Consider the following 20,533-nt stretch of genomic DNA (forward strand, 5'->3'; position numbering starts at 1 on the left):
TCATGACCTTGCCCAAGGCTCTTGCCGCCGACCCTTCCAGATCGCGCGGCCGGGCCTTCGGAGAGGATGACCGGGGACCGCGCGGGCCTCGCGACGCCTTCCAGCGCGACCGCGACCGGATCGTCCATTCGGTCGCCTTCCGCCGCCTGCGCCACAAGACGCAAGTATTCGTCGCGCCCGACGGCGACCATTTCCGCGTCCGCCTGACCCACAGCATCGAAGTCGCGCAGATCGGCCGCACCATGGCCCGCGCGCTCGGCCTCAACGAAGACCTGACCGAGGCGCTGTGCCTCGCCCACGACCTTGGCCACCCGCCCTTCGGCCATGGCGGCGAGGATGCGCTGCAGCGCTCGCTCGCCGATGCGGGCGGGTTCGACCACAACGGCCATACACTGCGGCTGGTGACCGCGCTCGAGAACCCCTATCCCAATTTCGATGGGCTCAACCTCAGCTGGGAGACGCTGGAGGGGCTGGCCAAGCACAACGGCCCCGTCGCCGCGCCGCAGTGGGCGCTGGCCGAAGCCGATGCGGCGTTCCCGCTCGATCTTCAAAGCTGGCCCAGCCTCGAAGCGCAGGTCGCCTCGATCGCCGACGACATCGCCTATGACAATCACGACATCGACGATGGGTTGCGCAGCGGAATCCTCGACCTCGACGCGCTGATGGCCTTGCCCTTCGTCGAGCGTCACTGGCGGGCGATCGAACAGCGCCACCCCGGCCTCGACCGCACCCGCAAAGTGAAGGCGCTGGTTCGCGACGGCATCGGCACGATGGTCGGCGATGTGCTCGACGAAACGCTACGACGGATCGCTGAGGCAGGCGTCGAAACGATCGACGATGTTCGTGCCTGTGGGCGCCAGCTGGTCGGCTTTTCGGACCTGATGCAGAGCGAGGAGCGGGCGATCAAGCGCCACCTCTACACCCACCTCTACGACCATGACGCGCTGCGCCCGATCCGGATCGAGGCGCAGCGGATCGTCGGCGACCTGGCGCAATGTTTCCGCGACCATCCGTCGCACCTGCCCGGCGGCTGGCAGCGCGGGGAGGGCGAGACCGCCCGCCTGCGCGGCATCGCCGACTATATCGCCGGCATGACCGACCGTTTCGCCATCGCCCAGCATGAGAAGCTCATCGGTCCCGTCACCCTGCCGGAGAAGTTCTGAGCCGTGGCGCGGATCGCGATGATCGGGGCGACCGGCCTAATCGGACACGATCTGGCGCAGCGGCTGGTCGCGGCGGGGCATGAATTGGTCGCGATCGGTCGCCGTGCTTCGGGCGTCAACGGGGCGAGCGACCTCATCGTTCCGCTGGATCAATGGGACATCGCGCTGACCGGCGGATCGATCGACGTCGCCATTTCCACACTCGGCACGACACGTAAGGCGGCGGGATCGATGGCGGCGTTCGAGGCGATCGATCGCCATGCCGTTGCCGCCTTCGCCCGATCCGCGAAAGCCGCCGGCGCGCGGCATTGGATGATGGTCAGTTCGGTCGGTGCCGAGCCTGCCAGCCGCAGCGGCTATCTGGCGGTGAAGGGCAGGGCCGAGGCCGACGTGCTGGCGCTGGGGTTCGAGCGAACGGACATCTTCCGCCCCGGCCTGCTGGTCGGCGAACGGGTCGAGCGAAGGCCCGCCGAACAACTGGGGATCATCCTCAGCCCGCTGCTCAACCGCCTGCTCCCCAGTGCGCTCGACAAGTATCGGGCCATCCCGGCGAGCGACGTTTCAGCAGCCATGGCAGTGCTGGCGGGCGCACGCGGCGGCGGCGTAACGATCCACGAAAACCGCGCCATCCGTGCCATTTTAGATCGTCCGCACAATCCCGCTTTTTAATTTTCGTTAACTTTGTGTTATACGAGTCGCCTGTCACGAGAGCGGCCGAGGGGGCTGGGCGATGTTGCGTGGAATATGCGCGATCCTTTTGGCAGGTGCGGCGGGGGCCGCATCTGCCGCACCGAACACCGATTGGGGCATCCGTGCCGTCAGCGGCGACAAGGTCACGCCCAAGACGGTGATGGCGCCCGGGGTCAGCGAACCGATCGTCAGGGTGCCGACCAGCCAATATGTCGACCCGGCGGTGGTCGAACCCGTCATCACCCAGAAGGGCAGCTTCAGCATCGGGTCGGCGGCGTCGGTCGGCGGCCGGTTCGGTCGGGTCACCAGCACCTTCCGCAGCGTCGCGCACAACCGCGCGGTGGGCGGGATGCCCAACAGCTATCACCTGCGCGGCCGGGCAATCGACATCGCGCGTCGGCCCGGCGTCGCCCACTGGCAGATCGCCGCCGCCTATCGCGCCGCCGGCTACAACCTGCTCGAAAGCCTGGACGAGGGCGACCACAGCCATTTCGCCTTCGGCGCGCCGGGCGAGATCAAACGCCGCGCCTTTGAAGGCCCGCGCCCGCAGATGGTCATCGCCAAGGCCGACGGCCAGACCCAATGGCGCATCGTCTATGCCCCCGCAGGCGGCGGCAACTAAACGCAGCGCGCGCGACTTAACTTCACTATCGGCTCACGAAATGCGCCTGTTTGGGCGGTTTGCGTGAACTTAGGCCATGCACAGCCTTTCCGGGGGACAAGCGAGCATGGGCACCGCGACTTTTCACACTTTTCACGGTCGTGCCGACCACCGTGTCTGTGCGCACGAACGATATGCAGCAAGATCAAAGAGCCGTTGTGGACAGTGGCATAATCTGGCTGCTGTAGGACAGCCAAAAGCGGACGGTCCGCTATGGGTGGAAAGCGAACTTGCGTCGTCAACACGTTAAGGGGCAAATACTCGTATTCTCTTCACCCGCAGGTCGGGGACGGTAACCTCCCTGGGCGGATGGTCGAAGGCAGCGGGCGGCATGTCACTCTCGTCGAAGTTGTAGAGCAAGTTTGTGCCGGTATCGAAGGTGACGAACCGACCATCTTCCGAGCCGTAGAGGAGCTTACCGTTCGGCCAAGCTGCCTTCACTTGAGACAAAGATGACCCTACCCCGACGCCCCTCGGACCGACTGCGTTCGAGGATTCCGTCTGAGCCAAATAGAGCTTTCCGTTGTCGTAGAATACGACTTTGACCTCTACGCCTTGAACGCCGGTTATAATGTAAAAGGTTTCTCGCTCGCCTTCCCCCATCTTCTGTCCGGTAACCACATTATAAGGAAGGCGCTTCAGGCCAGAAACAGTGAGGCTTGTCGGAACGCCGTAGAAGCTTTCCACATCACCATTTGACGCCACTTGAACCGCGCTTCGAAGCGCTGCGCTTGGGGCTGTGTCTGGATAAGGTGCTGCGACGCACCCTGCCAAGACCAATGCCAGTAGGCTGAAGGAGCGGGTCATGGCAGGTGGTTTGGCTGTTACAGCTAATGACCGCAATGGGTCGTTTTCCGCCATCACCCTTCGCCACCACGTGACGCAGCCGCCCGCATGCGCTAGGGGCGCGGCGAACCTTTTGAACGTCGGTAAAATTATGTCCCTTTACGCCCGCTATTCCGCGCTTCTCGATCTCATCCTCGACGACCTGGTCGAGGGCGGGCATCTGCCCGCCGACGCCAGCCGCAAGGCGGTGGCGGTCGAGCCGCCGCGCGATCCTTCGCATGGCGACCTGGCGACCAATGCGGCGATGGTGCTGGCCAAGGCGGCGGGGACCAATCCGCGCGCGCTGGCGGGGCTGATCGTGCCCAAGCTGGAAGGGCTGCCGGGCGTCACCAGCGTCGAGATTGCGGGACCGGGCTTCATCAACATCCGCCTGACCGAGGATGCGTGGCGCGACGAGCTGGCGACCATCATGGGCGAGGGCGAGAAATACGGCCTCAGCACTGTCGGCAACAATGAGCGGGTCAATGTCGAATATGTCTCGGCCAACCCGACCGGGCCGATGCATATGGGCCATTGCCGCGGCGCGGTGGTGGGCGATGCGCTGGCCCGCGTGTTGGAGGCCGCGGGCTTCCGCGTCACCAAGGAATATTATGTCAACGACGCCGGGAGCCAGGTCGATACGCTCGCCCGCTCCGCGCACCTGCGCTACCGCGAAGCGCTGGGCGAGGACATCGGCGAGATTCCGGAAGGGCTTTATCCGGGCGATTACCTCGTCCCGGTCGGGCAGGCGCTAGCCGAGGAATTTGGCGACAAGTACGTCGGCCAGCCGGAAAGCGAATGGCTGAAGCTGTTCAAAGCCAAGACCGTCGCCAAGATGATCGAGCTGATCCGGCACGACCTCGCCCTGCTCAACATCCACCATGACATTTTCGCGTCGGAGGCCGAACTGCAGGCGTCGGGCAAGGTCGAGGAGGCGATGGAAACGCTCAAGAGCCGCGACCTCGTCTATCAGGGCGAGCTGGAGCGGCCCAAGAGCCTCGACGAGCATGACGATTGGGAGCCGGTCGAGCTGACGCTGTTCCGCTCGAGCCAGTTTGGCGACGACCAGGACCGGCCGATGAAGAAGTCGGACGGCAGCTGGACCTATTTCGGCGCCGACGCGGCATACCATCTGCAAAAGGCGCAGACGGCGGATCACCTCGTCAACATCTGGGGCGCCGACCATGCGGGCACCGTTAAGCGGGTGCAGGCGGCGGTCAATGCGCTGACCGACGGCCGCGTCGACCTCGACGTCAAGCTGGTCCAGATGGTCAAGCTCATGCGCGGCGGCGAGCCGCTCAAAATGTCGAAGCGCGCGGGCAATTTCGTGACCCTGGCCGATGTCGTGCGCGAAGTCGGCAAGGACGTCGTGCGCTTCATGATGCTGACCAAGCGCAGCGACACGATGCTGGAATTCGACTTCGCCAAGGTGGTCGAAGCGTCGAAGGACAATCCGGTGTTCTATGTCCAATATGCCCACGCCCGGGTCAGCAGCCTGCTGCGCCGCGCGGCGGAGGCGGGGGTGACGGTCGACGCGCCTGCGGACCTCAAGCTACTCGACGCCGAGGAACTGGCGCTGGTCAAGCAGGCCGCGCAATATCCGCGCGTGGTTGAAGCCGCCGCGCTCAACCATGAACCGCACCGGGTCGCCTTCTACCTCTACGACCTGGCCGCCGCGCTGCACGCGCTGTGGAACCGGGGCAATGACGATCCGTCGCGGCGCTTCCTGGTCGATGGCGATGCGGCGCTGACCCGCGCCCGGCTGGAGCTGGCGCGCGGCGTGCAACAGGTTATCCGCAACGGGCTGTCGCTGATGGGCGTCGAAGCCGCCGAAGAAATGCGCTGAGCCGACGGATTAGCCCCTCAACAAATCCGTCGGGGCCGCTAGGATGGCGGGCAAATCACGGAGGGACGAGTTGAGCAACGCCGGCGCCTATGACGACCAGAACCTGCCCTGGCTGGAAGCGGTCGAGGATGAGGACGGGCCGCGCGGTCCCTCCGCGCGCAAGATGCTGGCGGCGTTCCTGCTGGTGCTGCTCGGCGCGGCGGCGGTGGCGGGCGCCTTTTTCTGGGTCGGGCGGCAGGACCCGGTGGTCGATGGCGCGCCCGAACTGATCAAGGCCGAAAAGGGACCGTACAAGGTGAAGCCCGACGATCCCGGCGGGCTCGACGTTGCGGGCGACAGCGAAACCGCTTTCTCGACCAGCGCGGGCGAGGACCCGGATGCGCAGCTCGACGTCACCAAGCTGCCGGGCGGGGCGCCGCCTGCGCCCGCCCCGGCCAAGGAAGATGCGCCGCCCAAGACGCTGCCGAGCAAGGAAGTGAAGGAGCCCGCACCGGCCGAACCGGCTGCGCCCGCAGCTCCGGGCGGCCCGGCGATCCAGCTTGGCGCCTATGGCTCCACGGTGAAGGCGGATACCGCCTGGTCGATGCTGTCGTCGCGCTTCCCCGAAGTGGCGGCGATGAAGAAGCAGGTGGTCGGGGCCAATGTCGGCGGCAAGACCGTCTATCGCCTGCGCGCGACCGGATCGTCCGACCAGGCGCGAGCGGCCTGCGCGGCGCTGAAGGCGGGCGGCGAGAACTGCTTGCCGGTGAACTGATGCAGGCAGCGATTTACGGCATGGCGGGGCTGACGCTCACCGCCGACGAAGTGGCGTTCTTCACGGACGCCAGGCCCGCGGGCTACATCCTGTTCAAGCGCAATTGCGAGACGCGCGAGCAGCTTCGTGCGCTGACCGATGCCTTGCGCGACCTGGAAGGGCGCGAGGATGTGGCGATTTCGATCGACCAGGAAGGCGGCCGCGTCGCGCGGATGAAGGCGCCCGAATGGCCCGGCTTTCCCAGCGGCGAGCCGTTCGACAGGCTGTACCAGATCGCCCCGTCGAGCGCGATCGAGGCGATGCGCGCCAATGCGCTGGCGCTGGCGCTGATGCTGCGCGAGGTGGGGGTCAATATCGACCTCATCCCCAACCTCGATTTGCGGATTCCGGGGCGGCACGAGATCGTCGGCGACCGCGGCTATGGCGAGGACCCGCTGCAGGTCGCCTCGCTGGGGCGGGCGGTGCTGCGCGGGCTGGAGGCGGGCGGTTGCATCGGCGTCATCAAGCATATCCCGGGCCACGGCCGGGCGCATGCCGACAGCCATCTTGAGCTGCCGGTGGTGGAAGAGGATGAGGCGGCGCTGGCCGACGACATCTTCCCGTTCGAACGATTGAACGATGCGCCGATGGCGATGGTCAACCACCTGCTCTACCGCGCCTGGGATGGCGAACGGCCGGCGAGCCAGTCGCCGTTCGTGATCGCGGAAATCATCCGCAAGCGGATCGGTTTTTCCGGGCTGCTGATGAGCGACGATATCGGCATGGAGGCGCTCGACGGCGACCATGGCCAGCGCGCCGCAGCCTGCGTCGCGGCGGGCTGCGACCTCGTCCTCGCCTGCGACGGCAAGATGGAGAATATGGTCAAGGTCGCGGGCGCGGTCGGCGACATGGGCGAGGCCGCGCAGGCGCGCTTCGACGCGGCGATGGCGCGGATCGCGGCGCCGAGCGATCAGCTTGGCTTCGAAGGGGCGATGGCCAAGCGCGACGCGCTGCTGGCGCTCGCCTGAACTTCATCATAGCATCCCCGAATCATGGGGGAGGAACTGTTCAGCTCGGCAGCGCGCGATGATGAGGCGCTGAACCTCAGCCTCGACGGCTGGGAGGGTCCGCTCGACCTGTTGCTGAACCTTGCGCGCAACCAGAAGGTGGATTTGCGCGAGATTTCGATCCTGGGGCTGGTCGAGCAATATCTCACCTACCTCGAACAGGCCAAGGCGCTCAGGCTGGAAATTGCCGCCGATTATCTGGTGATGGCGGCGTGGCTGGCCTACCTCAAAAGCTGCCTGCTGCTGCCCAAGGATCCGGAGCAGGATCCCTCGCCCGAAGAACTGGCGCTGCGGCTGCAGCTTCGCCTGCAGCGGCTCGACGCGATGCGCGACGCAGGGGCGCGACTGATGGGCCGCGACCGCACCGGGCGCGACGTCTTCTTTCGTGGGAAGCCGGAGGGGTTGCGCGTCACCAAGAAAGCGCAGTGGCGGGCGAGTGCGTTCGACCTTTACGCCGCCTATGGCCGCGTTCGCGCGCGGACCCAGCCGGCGATGCACGTCGTCGCGGCGCGGGCGGTGATGACGCTGGAAGATGCCATCCACCGCGTCGGCATGCTGATCGGCCAGACGCTCAACTGGACCACGCTGGAGGCGTTCCTGCCCGCGACCGCCGACCCGCAATATCGAAAGTCGGCGCTGGCCAGCAGCTTCGTCGCGGCGCTGGAATTGGCCAAGCAGGGGCGGTTGGAATTGCAGCAGGAAGCGCCGTTCGCCGACATCATGGTGCGGAAGGCGGCGGCATAGTGGACGATTTCACCCGCGCCGTCGAAGCTGCCGTCTTCGCCTCGTCCGAACCGATCGGGGTCGAGGAAATCGCCGCCTATGCCGGCGAGGGCGATGTCGCGGCGGCGCTGGCAGAATTGGCCGAGCGCTACACCGGGCATGGGGTGGAACTGGTCGAGCGCGGCGGGCGCTGGCATTTCCAGACCGCGCCCGACCTTGCCCATATCCTGCGCCGCACGCGCGAGGAGCCGCGCCGCCTGTCGCGCGCGGCGACCGAGACGCTGGCGATCATCGTCTATCATGAACCGGTCAGCCGGGCGGAGATCGAGGCGATCCGCGGGGTGCAGATTTCGAAAGGCACGCTCGACGTGCTGATGGAAGCGGGGTGGGTGAAGACCGCGGGCCGCCGTGAAGTACCGGGGCGGCCGCTGCTTTATGCGACGACGCCCGACTTCCTGACGCACTTTGGCCTCAGCAGCCGCAAGGACCTGCCAGGCATCGACGATCTAAAGGCGGCGGGCCTGCTCGATCCGCTCGACGAGGCGATGCTGGCCGAGCTAGACCAGCTTCAACTGGAAAATGGCGAGGATGAGGACTAGGTAGTCCCCAACGCACTTATCTATCGGAGTCCTTCATGGGCGGTTTCAGCCTGATTCACTGGATCATTCTCGCGGTTCTCCTGCTGCTGCTGTTCGGCGGCAACCGCTTCTCGACCATGATGGGCGACGTCGCCAAGGGGCTGAAGAGCTTCAAACAGGGCCTGGCCGACGAAGACGACAAGAAGCCGCAACCGCCGCAGCAGATCGGCACGCAGCAGCAGCCGATCGACATCACCCCGCGTCCCGCCGAACCGACGGCGCCGCCGCCGCCGGCGGACGACCAGACCCGCTAAGCGACGCGGACCCCGCCGATGTTCGGCGTCGATTCCTCAGAACTGCTGATCGTGGCGGTGCTGGCGCTGCTGTTCATCGGCCCCAAGGACCTTCCGCATGTGATGTTGAAGGTCGGCCGCTTCGTCGGCAAGATCCGCGGCTACACGCGCCATTTCACCGCCGGGATCGAAAATGCGATCCGCGAAGCCGAGCTGGAGGAAATGGAAAAGAAGTGGCGCGAGGAAAACCAGCGCATCCTTGCCCAATATCCGGCCGACGGTGACTATCCCGATCCGGTCATGACGGCACAGCCCGTGATCAAGGATGAACCGACACCCGCGCTCGCAGCCGAGCAGCCCGACCTTCCGCTCGAATCGCCCGCCGCGCCCGACGACGATCCCACGCCGATCAAGGATCGCGAACTGCCGTGAAAGACATCGACGACACCAAGGCGCCGTTGATCGATCATCTGATCGAGCTGCGCCGCCGCCTGCTGATGAGCGTCCTGGCGTTGATGGGCGCGTTTTTCGCCTGCCTTTATTTCGCCAAGCCGATCTTCGCCGTGCTGGTCCAGCCGCTGCTCGCAGCCGGGCAAGGCAAGCTGATCTACACCGATATCTTCGAGGCGTTCTTCGTCGAGGTGAAGGTGGCCTTCTTCGCGGCGCTGATGATCGCCTTTCCGGTGTTCGCGACGCAGATCTGGCGTTTCGTCGCGCCCGGGCTCTACGCCAAGGAGAAGAAGGCGTTCCTGCCGTTCCTGGTGATGACGCCCTTCTTTTTCATCGGCGGGGCCTGCTTCGCCTATCTGGTGGCGATGCCCTGGGCGCTGAAATTCCTGCTGGGATTTGAAGGCAATGTCGGCGGAGTCCAGCAGGAAGCCTTGCCGGCGATCGGCAATTATCTGAGCTTCGTCACCCGCTTCCTGTTCGGATTCGGCGTGGCATTCCTGCTGCCGGTCCTGCTGATGGTGCTGGAACGGGCGGGACTGGTGACCCGCGAACAGCTGGCCGGAAATCGCCGCTACGCGATCGTCGCCGCCGGCGCGGTCTCGGCCGTGCTGACGCCGCCCGACGCGGTGTCGATGCTGCTGATGCTGGTGCCGCTCTATGGACTGTACGAATTCGCCATCCTCGCGATCCGCGTCACGCACTGGCGTGCGGCGCGGCGCCGTATTTCTGCTGCTGATGGTGTGGAAGGGCCCCAGACAAGTGAGGGCCCGGAAGCGCCACCGGGGGGGGGGAGGGTTGGCGGTTCCGGGCCCATTTAATCGGATAGCGAGAGCGGGGGGGCAAAAGGTCACTATCCGAACAGTAGAACGCCTGTTTTTCCGTCCCGGTTCCGCACAGCTGAAAATTTTTTTACGCGGCGCCAAATTGGCGGCCGATCAGCGGTCGGGGAAGATTGGCAGGGTAACGGCGTAGCGTCCCAGCCGCCGGTCGAGCGGCGAGCGCAACTGTCGGGACAGGCCTTCCACCACGCGCTCGAACTGGACCCGCGACTGGTCGTCGTCATCGTCGGTGTCGGGGCGGAGTACCGCGCTTTCGATCGCCAGCGTCGCGGTCAAATCGCCGGCCCGCCGGACGGCGATCCGTACCGGGCTATGCGGTTCGCGCAGCATCGCGAATTCGACTATTTCGGTGACTAGGAAGGCGGCTGCGACCGCGACGTCCTGGGTCGTGGAAGCATTGTCGACCTCCAGCTCGAACGGCATGGCGCGGGCCTCGACCGGCGCACTGGCGCGAAGTCCTGCGGACAGTTCGGTGAGCAGCGGCCGGAGCGCAATGCCGCGATTTTCCTCCAGCTCGGCATAGTGGTTGCGGTGGACGACCGACAAGGCGTCGACCCGCCGACCGATGGCGGCGTAGGCAGCCTTGGCTTCAGGATCGACGGCGGTGCGACCGTGGATCGACAGCAGCGAAGCGACGACCTGCAGGTTGTTCTTCACCCGGTGGTGAACCTCGCGCACCAAGCGGCGCTGGCCTTCGAGCGCGTCGCGCGCTTCGCGCTCTGCACCCTCGATGCGATCGACCGCGCGCTGGAAGGCAGTGCCGAGTTCGGAGATTTCGGCGGTCGGCCCGACCGTCGCCGGCAGGACGATTTCGCCGCCTTGCGCCGGGTCATAGGCCGATACGCTGCGCTGCAGGTCGCGCAGCGGCCGGATGATCATGCGCTGGATCATCCACCAGCTGACGATCGCGGCTGCGGCCCACATCAGGATCGGCAGGAAAATGACCAGCCGGTCGATCGGCGAGATCAGCGGTCGGTCGACCGCTACCTTCGCCGTCAGTCGGCGCGACGCGATCGGGAAACTGGCATCCACGCGCTTGCCGGTGGAGGGCAAGTCGACCAGCGTCAGCATCTGGTCGCCGGACTGCAGCGCGGCGAGGCGGATGTCCGGGCGGCCGTCGGTCAGGGCATGGACCAGTTCGTCGCTACTCAGGTGGATGGTGGCCGATCCGCCGACCAGACCGGCGCGGACGTAAAGCCCGTTGCCCGCCGGATCGAGCCAGATCCGGATGTCGCCAGGCGCCGCAAGCGGTTCGACCTGGGCGGCGCCCGCATCCCCGACCGCGCAGATCCGATTGCCGGTCGCGTCCTCGACCGAAAATTCGCTGCCGAACGCCGGCGCGAGCGCGAGGTAACGGCGCACGTCGTCACACGGTGCCGGGCCGTTGCCGGCCAGGGCGGCGGCCCCGGCTACCTTCATGGAAAGCACATTTCGGCCGATCAGCCGCTCGATCGCGTCGGCGCCGTCGCGCGCCTGGTCGATGCTGGCGTCGGCGATCGTCCGGTTGGCGGCATCGAAATTGCGTTTGGTCATCCAGGCGCCCACACCGCCGATCGGCAGAAGCGCCAAGCTTATGATGAGCAGGATCTTGAGCGGGGTCGTCAGACCACCGAACCAGTTGCCAAGGCGATTCATGACGACCCGACTCCCGCCGGAACGTCAGTCAAGCTTGCCGAGAAGGTCGAGGAAATCCTGGGGTACGTCTTCGCGAAGCATTTCGTCGTAGACGGTCTTGAGTGCGCGTCCGACGGTGCCCGAACGCTCCGCGCCCTTGCGTTTCTTGTCGGTCTTGGACGAACTGCCACCGGTGGGAATGCCCTTGTCGCTGCCACTCAACTTTGCATCCCCCTCGCGCGTTCTGATCTGCGCTTCACGTCCCACCTTCGAAAACACTCCCCACGCTGCCCGGTCGTGATCGATCGAGAAACGCCGTCGTCACCTATCGGTCCGCACAGGCGGGCGTCAATGGCCGCCCGAAAGATGAACCGAGATGAAACGGAAACAACATGATGACCGCTTTGTTCCAAGCGAAATGGCGGTCGCAATCGGTCCGTTGCAATTTTGCGACGGAACCCAATTCGCCTCTCGGGGGTTGCGATGGGACGGGCGGGTCTCCACAACGGGGGCGTAACAATCCCGCCGCAATGTCTTGGGGAGAATATTCTATCATGTCGCTGGGTCAGGAACTCGCACCGCACCTGCCTTTCTTGCGCCGCTACGCCCGCGCACTCACCGGAAGCCAGATGCACGGCGACGCGTTCGTCCGCGCCACGCTGGAAACCATCGTCGCCCAGCCGTCCGAATTTCCGCGCGACGTCGATCCGCGCCTCGGGCTCTACCGCATTTTCCATGCGATCTGGTCGAGCGCGAACATCGATGAAGGCGAAGAGCCGAGCAACGCGTTGGGCGGCGCCGAAGGCATTGCGCAGGCGCGCCTCGCCAGGATCACGCCGCTGTCGCGCCAAGCGCTGCTGCTGACCGGCCTCGAAGGTTTTTCGACCGACGACGCGGCCTATCTGATCGATGCCACCCCGGCCGACGTCGAATCGCTGGTCGCTGAAGCGCTGGCGGAAATCGAGCGCCAGACCCATGCCGACGTGCTGATCATCGAGGATGAACCGATCATCGCGATGGATATCGAATCGATCGTGCGCGACCTCGGCCACAATGTGACCGGCGTCGCCGTGACGCGCGACGAGGCGGTGGCCCAGGCGCGCAAGTCGCCCCCGGGCCTCGTCCTTGCCGACATCCAGCTTGCCGACGATTCGAGCGGCATCGACGCGGTGAAGGACATCCTGCAGGAATTTTCGGTGCCGGTGATCTTCATCACCGCCTTCCCGGAGCGCCTGCTGACGGGCACGCGGCCGGAGCCGACCTTCCTCATCACGAAACCGTTCCAGCGCTCGACGGTCAAGGCGGCGATCAGCCAGGCCCTGTTCTTCGACGCGGCAACGGTCCCGGCCATCTGACGTCCGGCATTGTCCATCGGGTGTTAAAGCCCTACATTCGACGAGTAGGCATCACGTGGATGACTGTACTTCGGCGCCCGTTGGCGTCGGCAGCGTAGCGGGGCGGGGTTTGGTGAGCGAAGAAATCGACCCTCAGGACATTGTCGCGGTGTCGGCCGAACCGACGCCGCTGTCCGACGCCGACTTCAAGGCGGAACTGGGTACGGTCATCCCGCACCTGCGTGCCTTCGGCCGTTCGTTGTCCGGCAGCCGCGACGCGGCCGACGACCTTGTCCAGGAAACGCTGCTGAAGGCGTGGGCGGCGCGCAAGCGATTCCAGGCCGGCACCAATATGCGGGCCTGGACCTTCATCATCCTGCGCAACCTGTTCCTCAGCCAGATGCGCCGTGCGCGGTTCAAGGGCGAATGGGACGATGTGACCGCGGCCAAGATCCTGTCTGCTCCGGCAAGCCAGGACCGGCATATCGAGCTTGGCGACATGCAGCGCGCTTTGCTCCACTTGCCGCAACCCCAGCGCGAGGCGCTCATCCTCGTCGGGGCGGGCGGGTTCGCTTATGAAGAAGCAGCGGAAATCTGCGGCTGTGCGGTCGGCACGATCAAGAGCCGCGTTGCGCGTGGGCGCGTAGCGCTGGAAGCGTTGATGAGCGACGGCAAGCTGCCGTCCCGCCGGCAGCACAAGACCAATCCCGACAAGTCGGCGCTGCAGGAAATCATGGGCGAGGTCGACCAGCTCAGCGGCGGTCGAGGCTGATCAGGCCAGCTTTTTAAGCAGCGCTTCGAATTCGCCAGCCGCATCGTCCGCCGGCGCATGAAACGCACGACGAAGCGCAGCCGCAAGGCCCGCTTGGACGGGAGGAAGAACGTCAATCTTTACGCGATTTGACATGGAGTTCTTCGTCCTCGTTTCAAAGGGACGATCATTTGCCATCCGAACAGTAATGCGCGAGCGCCCGATCGGTTTCATCGAGCGCGCATTTCGGCCATGAAGCGTGACATGGAAGAGACGGTCGCAAAGGTTGCCTGGCAATCGGCCCTTGAGCGGGCGAAAGCGCATGCGCCCTTCCTGAATGCAGCGGTAGAGCGGTTTCCGGCCGTCGCCGAGATGTTCCTCTCGAGCGGTGCAAATGCTGCGGTAGAACTGGCCCTTTCGATCGCGGGCGATAACCCGGCGTCCCGGTTGCGGCGGCAGCGCCATGCGCTGGCGCTGGCCGTCGCGCTTGGCGACCTCAGCGGCGAGCAATCGCTGGAATGGGTGACCCGCCACCTGTCGGATTTCGCCGACCGCGCGATGCACGAAGCGCTGGCCGTCGCGATGCGCGAGCGGATGCCCGACGATGAGCCGCGCGGGCTGGCCATCCTTGCGCTCGGCAAGCTGGGCAGCGGCGAACTCAACTATTCGTCCGACGTCGACCTCATCCTGCTGTTCGACCCGCGCACCATGCCCAGGCGGCCGCGCGACGACGCCGGCGAGGCAGCGGTGCGTTACGGTCGCCGCTTCATCGAATTGATGCAGGCGCGCGACGCCGACGGCTATGTCGCGCGGGTCGATATGCGCCTTCGCCCGTCGCCCGAAGTGACGCCGATCGTCCTGCCCGTCGATGCCGCCATCTCCTACTATGAAAGCTCGGCCCTGCCGTGGGAACGGGCGGCCTTCATCCGTGCCCGCGCTGCCGCCGGGGACACGGCGCTGGGCAACCGCTTCCTCGACGAGATCAGGCCTTTCATCTGGCGGCGCGCGCTGGATTTCGGGGCAATCGAGGAAATCCGCGACATTTCACTGCGTATCCGCGACCATTATGCACAGGGACAGGCGTTCGGGCCGGGGTTCGACCTGAAGCGCGGCCGCGGCGGTATCCGCGAGGCCGAATTCTTCACCCAGGTCCAGCAGTTGATCCACGGCGGGCGCGAGCCATCGCTGCGGGCGCCGGCGACGCTCGATGCGCTTCGCGCGCTGGCGGCGGGCGGGCGACTGGACGCGAGGGTCGCAGACGACATCGCCGCCGCCTATCGCGCGCTGCGCACCGCGGAACATCGGGTGCAGATGATCCACGACCGCCAGGAGCATCGCCTGCCGGTCGATGCCGACGCACTCGATACGGTCGCCCGGCTCGACAGCCTTGCCGACGGTACGGCGCTGATCGACCGACTGGCGCGCCACGTCGATGCGGTTGCCGCCCAGTTCGACGGGCTGGTCAGCGACCGTGAGGAGCGCCTGTCGAACGACCCCGACATCCTGCGCGCCGAGGTGAAGGCGATGGGCTTTACCGACGTCGAGGACTGCGTTCGCCGGGTCGCCGACTGGCGTTCGGGCAAGGCGCGGTCGCTGCGCTCGCCCGCCGCCATGTCGGCGTTCGAGGCGATGCTGCCGACGCTGATGCGGGCTATCGCCGCGGGACCCGAACCGATGTTCGCGCTCAACCGCTTCAGCGACATCATCGAACGGCTGTCGAGCGGGGTGAACCTCTACCGCCTGATCGGTGCGCGGCCGCAGCTGGCCCATCTGCTGGCGCTGATCCTGGCCCATGCCCCGCCGCTGGCGGACCAGCTCAGCCGGCGGCCGACGCTGCTCGACGGGCTGATCGACGAATCGAGCTTCGCGCCACCCCCCGACGCGACCGCACTGGCCGAGCGGTTCGCACAGGCGATCGAGGGCGAACCCTACGACCTGTCGCTCGACCGCATCCGGCGGATGGTGGGCGAGCGTCGCTTCGCGCTGGGCGTCCAGTTGATCGCCGCGCATCGCGACCCGCTGGTGATTGCCGAGGGCTATAGCGACCTCGCTGAAGCCGCGATCGTGACGCTTGCGGACATCGTCACCCGCGAATTCGAACGCAGCCACGGCCGTATCGCGGGCGGCGAGCTGGTCGTGCTGGGCCTCGGCAGGCTCGGCGGCCGGGCGCTGACCCATGCCAGCGATCTCGATCTCATCTACCTGTTCGATGCGCCCGACGGGTCGCGCTCTGACGGCGCCAAGTCGCTCACCGCTACGGACTATTACAATCGGCTGGCGAGCCGCATCACCGCCGCGCTGGGGACGCCGACCGCCGCCGGCCCGCTCTACGACGTCGATACAAGGCTGCGTCCACAGGGTGCGCAAGGGATGCTGGCGGTCAGCGTCGATTCCTTCGACCATTACCAGCGCCACGAAGCCTGGACGTGGGAGCATATGGCGCTGTGCCGCGCCCGACCGCTCACCGGCAGCCCGGCCGTTCGCGACAAGGTGCGCGCGGCGATCAGGGACGTGCTCGAACGGATCGACAATCCCGCCAAGGTGCGCGCCGACGCTGCGGCGATGCGCGCGGAAATGGCGCGTCACAAGGCGCCTGCCGGCCCGCTCGACATCAAGCTGGGCCGGGGCGGCCTGGTCGACCTCGAATTCGCGGTCCACACGCTGCAGCTGACGACCAATATAGGTCTCGATCCGCGGCTGGAGGTGGCGCTGGCCGAGCTTTCGGCGGCGGGCAAGATCGACGAGGCGACTGATGCGGACCTGCGCCTGCTCAGCCGGGTGCTGGTCGTCTTGCGGCTGGTCAGCACGCATGGGTCGATGGAACCCGCCACCGCGTCGCAGGCGTTGGTCGCGGCGTTGTGCGGGCACGAAAGCTGGCCTTTGCTGGTCGAGGCGATCGACGAAGCGCGCGACCGCATCGCCCGGCGCTGGGCCGACATCAAGGAAGGGAAATAGGATGAAGGAAGGCGACAAGGTCCCGTCGATCAAGGCGACGTTGAGCGACGGATCGACCCTCGATCTGGGCCAGCCCGGCGCACCGCTGATGCTGTATTTCTATCCCAAGGACGATACGCCGGGCTGCACCAAGGAAGCGCAGGCCTTTACCGCGCTGGCCGACGACTTTGCGAAGGCGGGGGTGAGGGTGGTCGGCGTGTCGCGCGATCCGATGAAGAAGCACGACAAGTTCATCGCCAAGTACGACCTCAAGGTGCTGCTTGCCAGCGACGAGGAGGGGCACATCAGCGATGCCTTTGGCACCTGGGTCGAAAAGTCGATGTACGGCCGCAAATATATGGGCATGGAGCGGTCGACCTTCCTGATCGGCGCCGACGGGATCGTGCGGCAGGCGTGGCGCGGCGTTAAGGTTCCGGGCCATGCCGAGGCGGTGCTGGCCGCCGCCAAAGCCTAGCGCCGGGCGAGGAAGTCGAGGATCGCGTCGGCCTGCCGCTGCGAGGACGGCAGGGGCGAGGGGTCAAGCGAACGTGCCAGCCCGGCGCGCTGCGCGGCCTCATAGTCCGGCTGAAGCGCGGCGGCGTGTGACAAGGCGGGGCCGAGTTCGGCGATATCGTCGATGACCTGCCCGAACGCCCAGTGCGAATAGCGCTCCACGCCCTGCCATTCCACGCGATCGAGGTTGAGGAAGATGCAAGGCCGCGGCGTGCGGATATATTCGTACACCTGGCTCGAAGCGTCGCCGATGTAGACGTCGGCGCGGTTGGTGTAGCTCATGTCGATCGACCGCCGCGATCCCATGTCGATCAGGATGTTCGGCGCGCTGCTGGTGGGTCGCGGCCCGCCCTTCAATTTGACATGGGGGGCGACGATGAAGTTCCAGCCGGGGATCCGCTCCATCTCGGCGACGATTTCCGGGGCATGGTCGAACCAGCTCGACCCCGGCGCCTTGGCATGGGCGTTGTAGAGCGCGACAGGCCGGTCGTCGGGAAACAGTTGATCGTCCGGCCCGACGGCTTCGAATTTCGCATAACCAACGACCCGAATCTCGTCCGGCCCCGCAAGCCCCTTTTCGATCAGCCGCTCGCGGTCCTTTTCGCCGTTGACCAGCGTCAGGTCGAAATGGCGATGCTTGGCGTTGTACCCGACGACACTGTCGCCCGCGCCATGCTTCAGGTGGATCATCGGTACCTTGAACCAGGGCAGGCGCTTCAGCACCGAACTGGTCGTCTCGGTCGTCACCAGCGCGTCGTAGCGGGCCAGCCGCGGATGCCACAGCAGCGCCGAAATCGCGCGGGGCGGTACGTCGAACAGGCCGTCGCGGCGATGCGGGACCGGCAGGTAGCGGAGGCGCAGCAGGCCGTCCGGATCGAAGCGGCGGATGAAATCGAGGTTTGCGCGGCTGGCGGACAGCACGTCGACCGCGACGCCCGGCCGCCTGGCCAGCGCCAGCGCGCCCGGAATCCAGTGAAGATGCTGGTGGGCTTGGGCGAAGGCGAGGTAGCCGATGCGGAGCATGGCGACAGGCGCTATTGCCGCTTTCGTCGCGATTCAAGACGCATTGCTTGAAGGACAGGCTTTTGCCGTGCTAGCGGCGGGCGCGAACGCGAAATCAAGAGGTTCATGTCCGTGGCCGAATTTACCCTTCCCAAGAACAGCAAGATCCAGAAGGGCCGCCAGTACCAGGCGGAAGAGGGCAAGCGCCTGAAGACGTTCAAAGTCTATCGCTACGACCCGGATTCGGGCGCCAACCCGCGCTACGACCGCTACACCATCGACCTCGACAAGTGCGGGCCGATGGTCCTCGACGCGATCATCAAGATCAAGAACGAGATCGACCCGACGCTGACCTTCCGCCGGTCGTGCCGCGAAGGCATTTGCGGATCGTGCGCGATGAACATCGACGGCAAGAACGGCCTCGCCTGCACCACCGCGATCGAGGATGTGAAGGGCGAAGTGCGCATCACGCCGCTGCCGCACATGGAAGTGGTCAAGGACCTGGTCCCCGACATGACCCATTTCTACGCGCAATATGCCTCGGTCCAGCCGTGGCTGAAGTCTTCGACGCCCGAACCGTCGGGCAAGGAACGGCTGCAGTCGCCGGAAGACCGCGCCAAGCTGGACGGTCTTTACGAGTGCATCCTGTGCGCCTGCTGCTCGACCAGCTGCCCCAGCTACTGGTGGAACAGCGACAAGTTCCTGGGGCCGGCGATCCTGCTGGCGGCCTATCGCTGGCTGGCCGACAGCCGCGACGAAGCGACCGGCGAGCGGCTCGACCAGCTCGAGGACCCGTTCCGACTCTATCGCTGCCACACCATCATGAACTGCGCCAACGTCTGCCCGAAGGGCCTGTCCCCGGCCAAGGCGATTGCCGAGACCAAGAAGCTGGTCGCGGAGCGCGCGGCTTGAGCGAGAGGCCAGAGGGCCTTCCGCAAGGAGTAAAGGAAGATCCGGACCACCCCGGCTGGTACAGCTGGGGCGATTTTCCGCGCGGGTCGTTCGCCAGCCGCACGGGCCGTCTGCTGTTCCGGCCGACCGTCCCGGGCGAAGCGGAAACGCGCATGTTCCCGGACGACAGTCACCAGAATCTCGGCGGGTCGATCCATGGCGGCGCGGTGATGAGCTTCATCGACATGAGCCTGTTCGCAGGCGGGCGCTGCGCCGGCATGGCCGAAGGGCATTATGTCACCCTCGACTGCAGCACGCGTTTCCTCAACCGTGGCCGGGTGGGCACCCCGCTGACGGGGCATGTGAAGCTGGTGCGCCAGACGCCTGGCGGTCTGGTGTTCCTCTCGGGCTACCTCGAACAGGACGGGGAGCCCTGCTACGATTTCACCGGAACGCTGAAGCGGGTGAAGGCCCCCAACGGTCCGAGCGCGGGCGGGGACGATGACGGGCCCCGTCGCTGATGCCTATCGCCGGCTGCTCGACGCCGGCGAACTCAAGGCCGACCCCGACCAGGCAGCCGCGGTAGCGGCGCTCGACCGCTTCGCCGACCGCTTGCAGCGGCAGGACGGCGGCTTCCTGAAGAAGCTGCTGCGCAAGGATCGTCCGACCTGCGGCGTCTACCTGTGGGGCGGGGTCGGGCGCGGCAAATCTATGCTGATGGACCTGGCGTTCGACAGCATTGCCGCGACTCCCAAGCGTCGCACGCATTTCCATGCCTTCATGCTCGAAGTGCACGAGCGGCTGCGCGATGCGCGCAAGGGTGAGGAGGGCGATCCGGTCATCCGCGTCGCCGCCGACATCGCCGAGGAGGTCAAATTCCTCTGCTTCGACGAGATGATGGTGACCAACAGCGCCGACGCGATGATCATGTCGCGGCTGTTCACGGCGCTGTTGGATGCGGGGGTTGCCATCGTCACCACGTCGAACCGACCGCCGTCCGACCTCTACAAGGACGGCCTCAACCGCGAGCTGTTCCTGCCCTTCATCCGGCTGATCGAGGCGCGGATGGAGGTGGTGAGCCTCAATGGCCCGACCGACTATCGGCTCGACCGCTTGCAGGGGCTCGACACCTGGCTTGTGCCCAACGGGCCGGACGCCACGGCAAAGCTGAGCGAAGCGTTTTTCCGCCTGACCGACTATCCGCCCGAAGACCGCGCCAATGTCCCGACCGAAGAGCTGGAGGTCGGCGGCGGGCGGACGCTGCACGTTCCCAAGAGCCTGAAGGGCGTCGCCGTCTTTTCGTTCAAGCGGCTGTGCGGCGAGGCGCGCGGGGCAGCGGACTATCTCGCCATCGCGCGGCGATTCCACACCGTCTTCATCGTCGGCATTCCGGTGATGAGCCGCGAGATGCGCAACGAGGCAGCGCGCTTCGTCACGCTGGTCGACGCGCTCTACGAACACCGCGTGAAGCTGCTCGCCGCGGCCGACGCCGAACCGCGCAATCTCTACCCCGCCGGCGACGGCCGCTTCGAATTCGAGCGGACGGTCAGCCGGCTGGAGGAAATGCAGAGCGCCGACTATCTTGCGGAGGGGCACGGCGCCGCCTAGCGTCCAACCCGTCTATCT

23 protein-coding genes are annotated in these 20,533 nt (G+C 66.1%); 18 read left to right on the plus strand and 5 right to left on the minus strand.

Annotation, left to right across the window (positions count from 1 at the left end):
• Window positions 1-2: 2 nt before the first annotated feature.
• From G570_RS04755 to G570_RS04765, 3 genes are all read left to right on the plus strand, one after another.
• A complete protein-coding gene (locus tag G570_RS04755; RefSeq protein ID WP_037499691.1) occupies window positions 3-1,163 on the plus strand; it encodes a deoxyguanosinetriphosphate triphosphohydrolase in 1,161 nt (386 codons plus the stop codon).
• A 3-nt stretch (window positions 1,164-1,166) separates the two neighbouring features.
• Window positions 1,167-1,832 carry an NAD(P)H-binding protein gene (locus G570_RS04760; RefSeq protein WP_051504042.1) on the plus strand — a complete coding sequence of 222 codons (666 nt, stop codon included), beginning with the start codon at window positions 1,167-1,169 and terminating at the stop codon, window positions 1,830-1,832.
• A gap of 61 nt (window positions 1,833-1,893) precedes the next feature.
• Window positions 1,894-2,475, plus strand: coding sequence for a D-Ala-D-Ala carboxypeptidase family metallohydrolase (locus G570_RS04765; protein ID WP_084607524.1), 582 nt, complete (start codon window positions 1,894-1,896; stop codon window positions 2,473-2,475).
• A 285-nt stretch (window positions 2,476-2,760) separates the two neighbouring features.
• On the opposite strand, the gene G570_RS04770 is transcribed toward G570_RS04765, so the two are convergent.
• Window positions 2,761-3,321 (minus strand): hypothetical protein, encoded by a 561-nt coding sequence (locus tag G570_RS04770; RefSeq protein ID WP_156930320.1) that lies wholly within the window; start codon window positions 3,319-3,321, stop codon window positions 2,761-2,763.
• Between the two features lie 130 nt (window positions 3,322-3,451).
• Here G570_RS04770 and argS point away from each other — a divergent pair, with 130 nt between their 5' ends.
• From argS to tatC, 8 genes are all read left to right on the plus strand, one after another.
• Window positions 3,452-5,185 (plus strand): arginine--tRNA ligase, encoded by a 1,734-nt coding sequence (argS, locus tag G570_RS04775; protein ID WP_037499699.1) that lies wholly within the window; start codon window positions 3,452-3,454, stop codon window positions 5,183-5,185.
• A gap of 70 nt (window positions 5,186-5,255) precedes the next feature.
• Window positions 5,256-5,939 (plus strand): SPOR domain-containing protein, encoded by a 684-nt coding sequence (locus tag G570_RS04780; RefSeq protein WP_037499702.1) that lies wholly within the window; start codon window positions 5,256-5,258, stop codon window positions 5,937-5,939.
• On the plus strand, window positions 5,939-6,946 hold the full coding sequence (gene nagZ, locus G570_RS04785; RefSeq protein WP_037499705.1) for a beta-N-acetylhexosaminidase: 1,008 nt from the start codon (window positions 5,939-5,941) through the stop codon (window positions 6,944-6,946). Before G570_RS04780 ends, nagZ begins: the two co-directional genes overlap by 1 nt.
• Window positions 6,947-6,970: 24 nt before the next feature.
• A complete protein-coding gene (locus G570_RS04790) occupies window positions 6,971-7,729 on the plus strand; it encodes a segregation and condensation protein A (protein ID WP_037499707.1) in 759 nt (252 codons plus the stop codon).
• Window positions 7,729-8,307 carry an SMC-Scp complex subunit ScpB gene (scpB, locus tag G570_RS04795; RefSeq protein WP_156930321.1) on the plus strand — a complete coding sequence of 193 codons (579 nt, stop codon included), beginning with the start codon at window positions 7,729-7,731 and terminating at the stop codon, window positions 8,305-8,307. Before G570_RS04790 ends, scpB begins: the two co-directional genes overlap by 1 nt.
• Window positions 8,308-8,342: 35 nt before the next feature.
• Complete coding sequence (locus tag G570_RS04800; RefSeq protein WP_037499708.1) at window positions 8,343-8,600, plus strand: twin-arginine translocase TatA/TatE family subunit; 258 nt, start codon at window positions 8,343-8,345, stop codon at window positions 8,598-8,600.
• Between the two features lie 18 nt (window positions 8,601-8,618).
• Window positions 8,619-9,011 (plus strand): Sec-independent protein translocase subunit TatA/TatB, encoded by a 393-nt coding sequence (locus tag G570_RS04805; RefSeq protein ID WP_037499710.1) that lies wholly within the window; start codon window positions 8,619-8,621, stop codon window positions 9,009-9,011.
• On the plus strand, window positions 9,008-9,847 hold the full coding sequence (tatC, locus tag G570_RS04810) for a twin-arginine translocase subunit TatC (protein WP_051504043.1): 840 nt from the start codon (window positions 9,008-9,010) through the stop codon (window positions 9,845-9,847). Before G570_RS04805 ends, tatC begins: the two co-directional genes overlap by 4 nt.
• A 117-nt stretch (window positions 9,848-9,964) precedes the next feature.
• Here the strand turns inward: tatC and G570_RS13120 are convergent, their stop codons facing one another.
• Both G570_RS13120 and G570_RS04820 read right to left on the minus strand, forming a co-directional pair.
• Entirely contained in the window at window positions 9,965-11,503 is a 1,539-nt protein-coding gene (locus G570_RS13120) for a sensor histidine kinase (protein WP_051504044.1), read from the minus strand.
• A 24-nt stretch (window positions 11,504-11,527) separates the two neighbouring features.
• On the minus strand, window positions 11,528-11,704 hold the full coding sequence (locus G570_RS04820) for a NepR family anti-sigma factor (protein ID WP_156930322.1): 177 nt from the start codon (window positions 11,702-11,704) through the stop codon (window positions 11,528-11,530).
• Window positions 11,705-12,036: 332 nt separating this feature from the next.
• Here G570_RS04820 and G570_RS04825 point away from each other — a divergent pair, with 332 nt between their 5' ends.
• Window positions 12,037-12,837, plus strand: a complete 801-nt coding sequence (locus tag G570_RS04825) for a response regulator (protein WP_037499714.1) — start codon at window positions 12,037-12,039, stop codon at window positions 12,835-12,837.
• A 112-nt stretch (window positions 12,838-12,949) separates the two neighbouring features.
• Window positions 12,950-13,588, plus strand: coding sequence for a sigma-70 family RNA polymerase sigma factor (locus G570_RS04830; protein WP_037503817.1), 639 nt, complete (start codon window positions 12,950-12,952; stop codon window positions 13,586-13,588).
• Here the strand turns inward: G570_RS04830 and G570_RS13585 are convergent, their stop codons facing one another.
• Window positions 13,589-13,801, minus strand: a complete 213-nt coding sequence (locus G570_RS13585) for a hypothetical protein (RefSeq protein ID WP_156930324.1) — start codon at window positions 13,799-13,801, stop codon at window positions 13,589-13,591.
• Between the two features lie 30 nt (window positions 13,802-13,831).
• Between G570_RS13585 and G570_RS04835 the strand changes: the two genes are divergently transcribed.
• Together G570_RS04835 and G570_RS04840 are read left to right on the plus strand one after the other, a co-directional pair.
• Entirely contained in the window at window positions 13,832-16,522 is a 2,691-nt protein-coding gene (locus G570_RS04835) for a bifunctional [glutamine synthetase] adenylyltransferase/[glutamine synthetase]-adenylyl-L-tyrosine phosphorylase (protein WP_037503819.1), read from the plus strand.
• A 1-nt stretch (window position 16,523) separates the two neighbouring features.
• Window positions 16,524-16,976: a peroxiredoxin gene (locus tag G570_RS04840; protein ID WP_037499716.1), complete on the plus strand. Its 453-nt coding sequence runs from the start codon at window positions 16,524-16,526 to the stop codon at window positions 16,974-16,976.
• On the opposite strand, the gene G570_RS04845 is transcribed toward G570_RS04840, so the two are convergent.
• Entirely contained in the window at window positions 16,973-18,037 is a 1,065-nt protein-coding gene (locus G570_RS04845; protein ID WP_037499718.1) for a CDP-glycerol glycerophosphotransferase family protein, read from the minus strand. The two genes, G570_RS04840 and G570_RS04845, sit on opposite strands and share 4 nt — an antisense overlap.
• Window positions 18,038-18,148: 111 nt before the next feature.
• Here G570_RS04845 and G570_RS04850 point away from each other — a divergent pair, with 111 nt between their 5' ends.
• Genes G570_RS04850 through zapE form a run of 3 tightly spaced genes read left to right on the plus strand, consistent with a single transcriptional unit; the run spans window position 18,149 to window position 20,515 of the window.
• A complete protein-coding gene (locus tag G570_RS04850) occupies window positions 18,149-18,928 on the plus strand; it encodes a succinate dehydrogenase iron-sulfur subunit (RefSeq protein ID WP_037499720.1) in 780 nt (259 codons plus the stop codon).
• Window positions 18,925-19,428 carry a PaaI family thioesterase gene (locus G570_RS13125; RefSeq protein WP_051504045.1) on the plus strand — a complete coding sequence of 168 codons (504 nt, stop codon included), beginning with the start codon at window positions 18,925-18,927 and terminating at the stop codon, window positions 19,426-19,428. The genes G570_RS04850 and G570_RS13125 overlap by 4 nt, the downstream gene beginning before the upstream one ends.
• The gene (gene zapE / locus G570_RS04860; RefSeq protein WP_037499721.1) at window positions 19,409-20,515 is read left to right on the plus strand and encodes a cell division protein ZapE; all 1,107 of its coding nucleotides are present in this window, start codon (window positions 19,409-19,411) and stop codon (window positions 20,513-20,515) included. The genes G570_RS13125 and zapE overlap by 20 nt, the downstream gene beginning before the upstream one ends.
• Window positions 20,516-20,533: the final 18 nt, after the last annotated feature.

The organism is Sphingomonas jaspsi DSM 18422, from assembly GCF_000585415.1.
GTDB lineage: Bacteria > Pseudomonadota > Alphaproteobacteria > Sphingomonadales > Sphingomonadaceae > Sphingomicrobium > Sphingomicrobium jaspsi.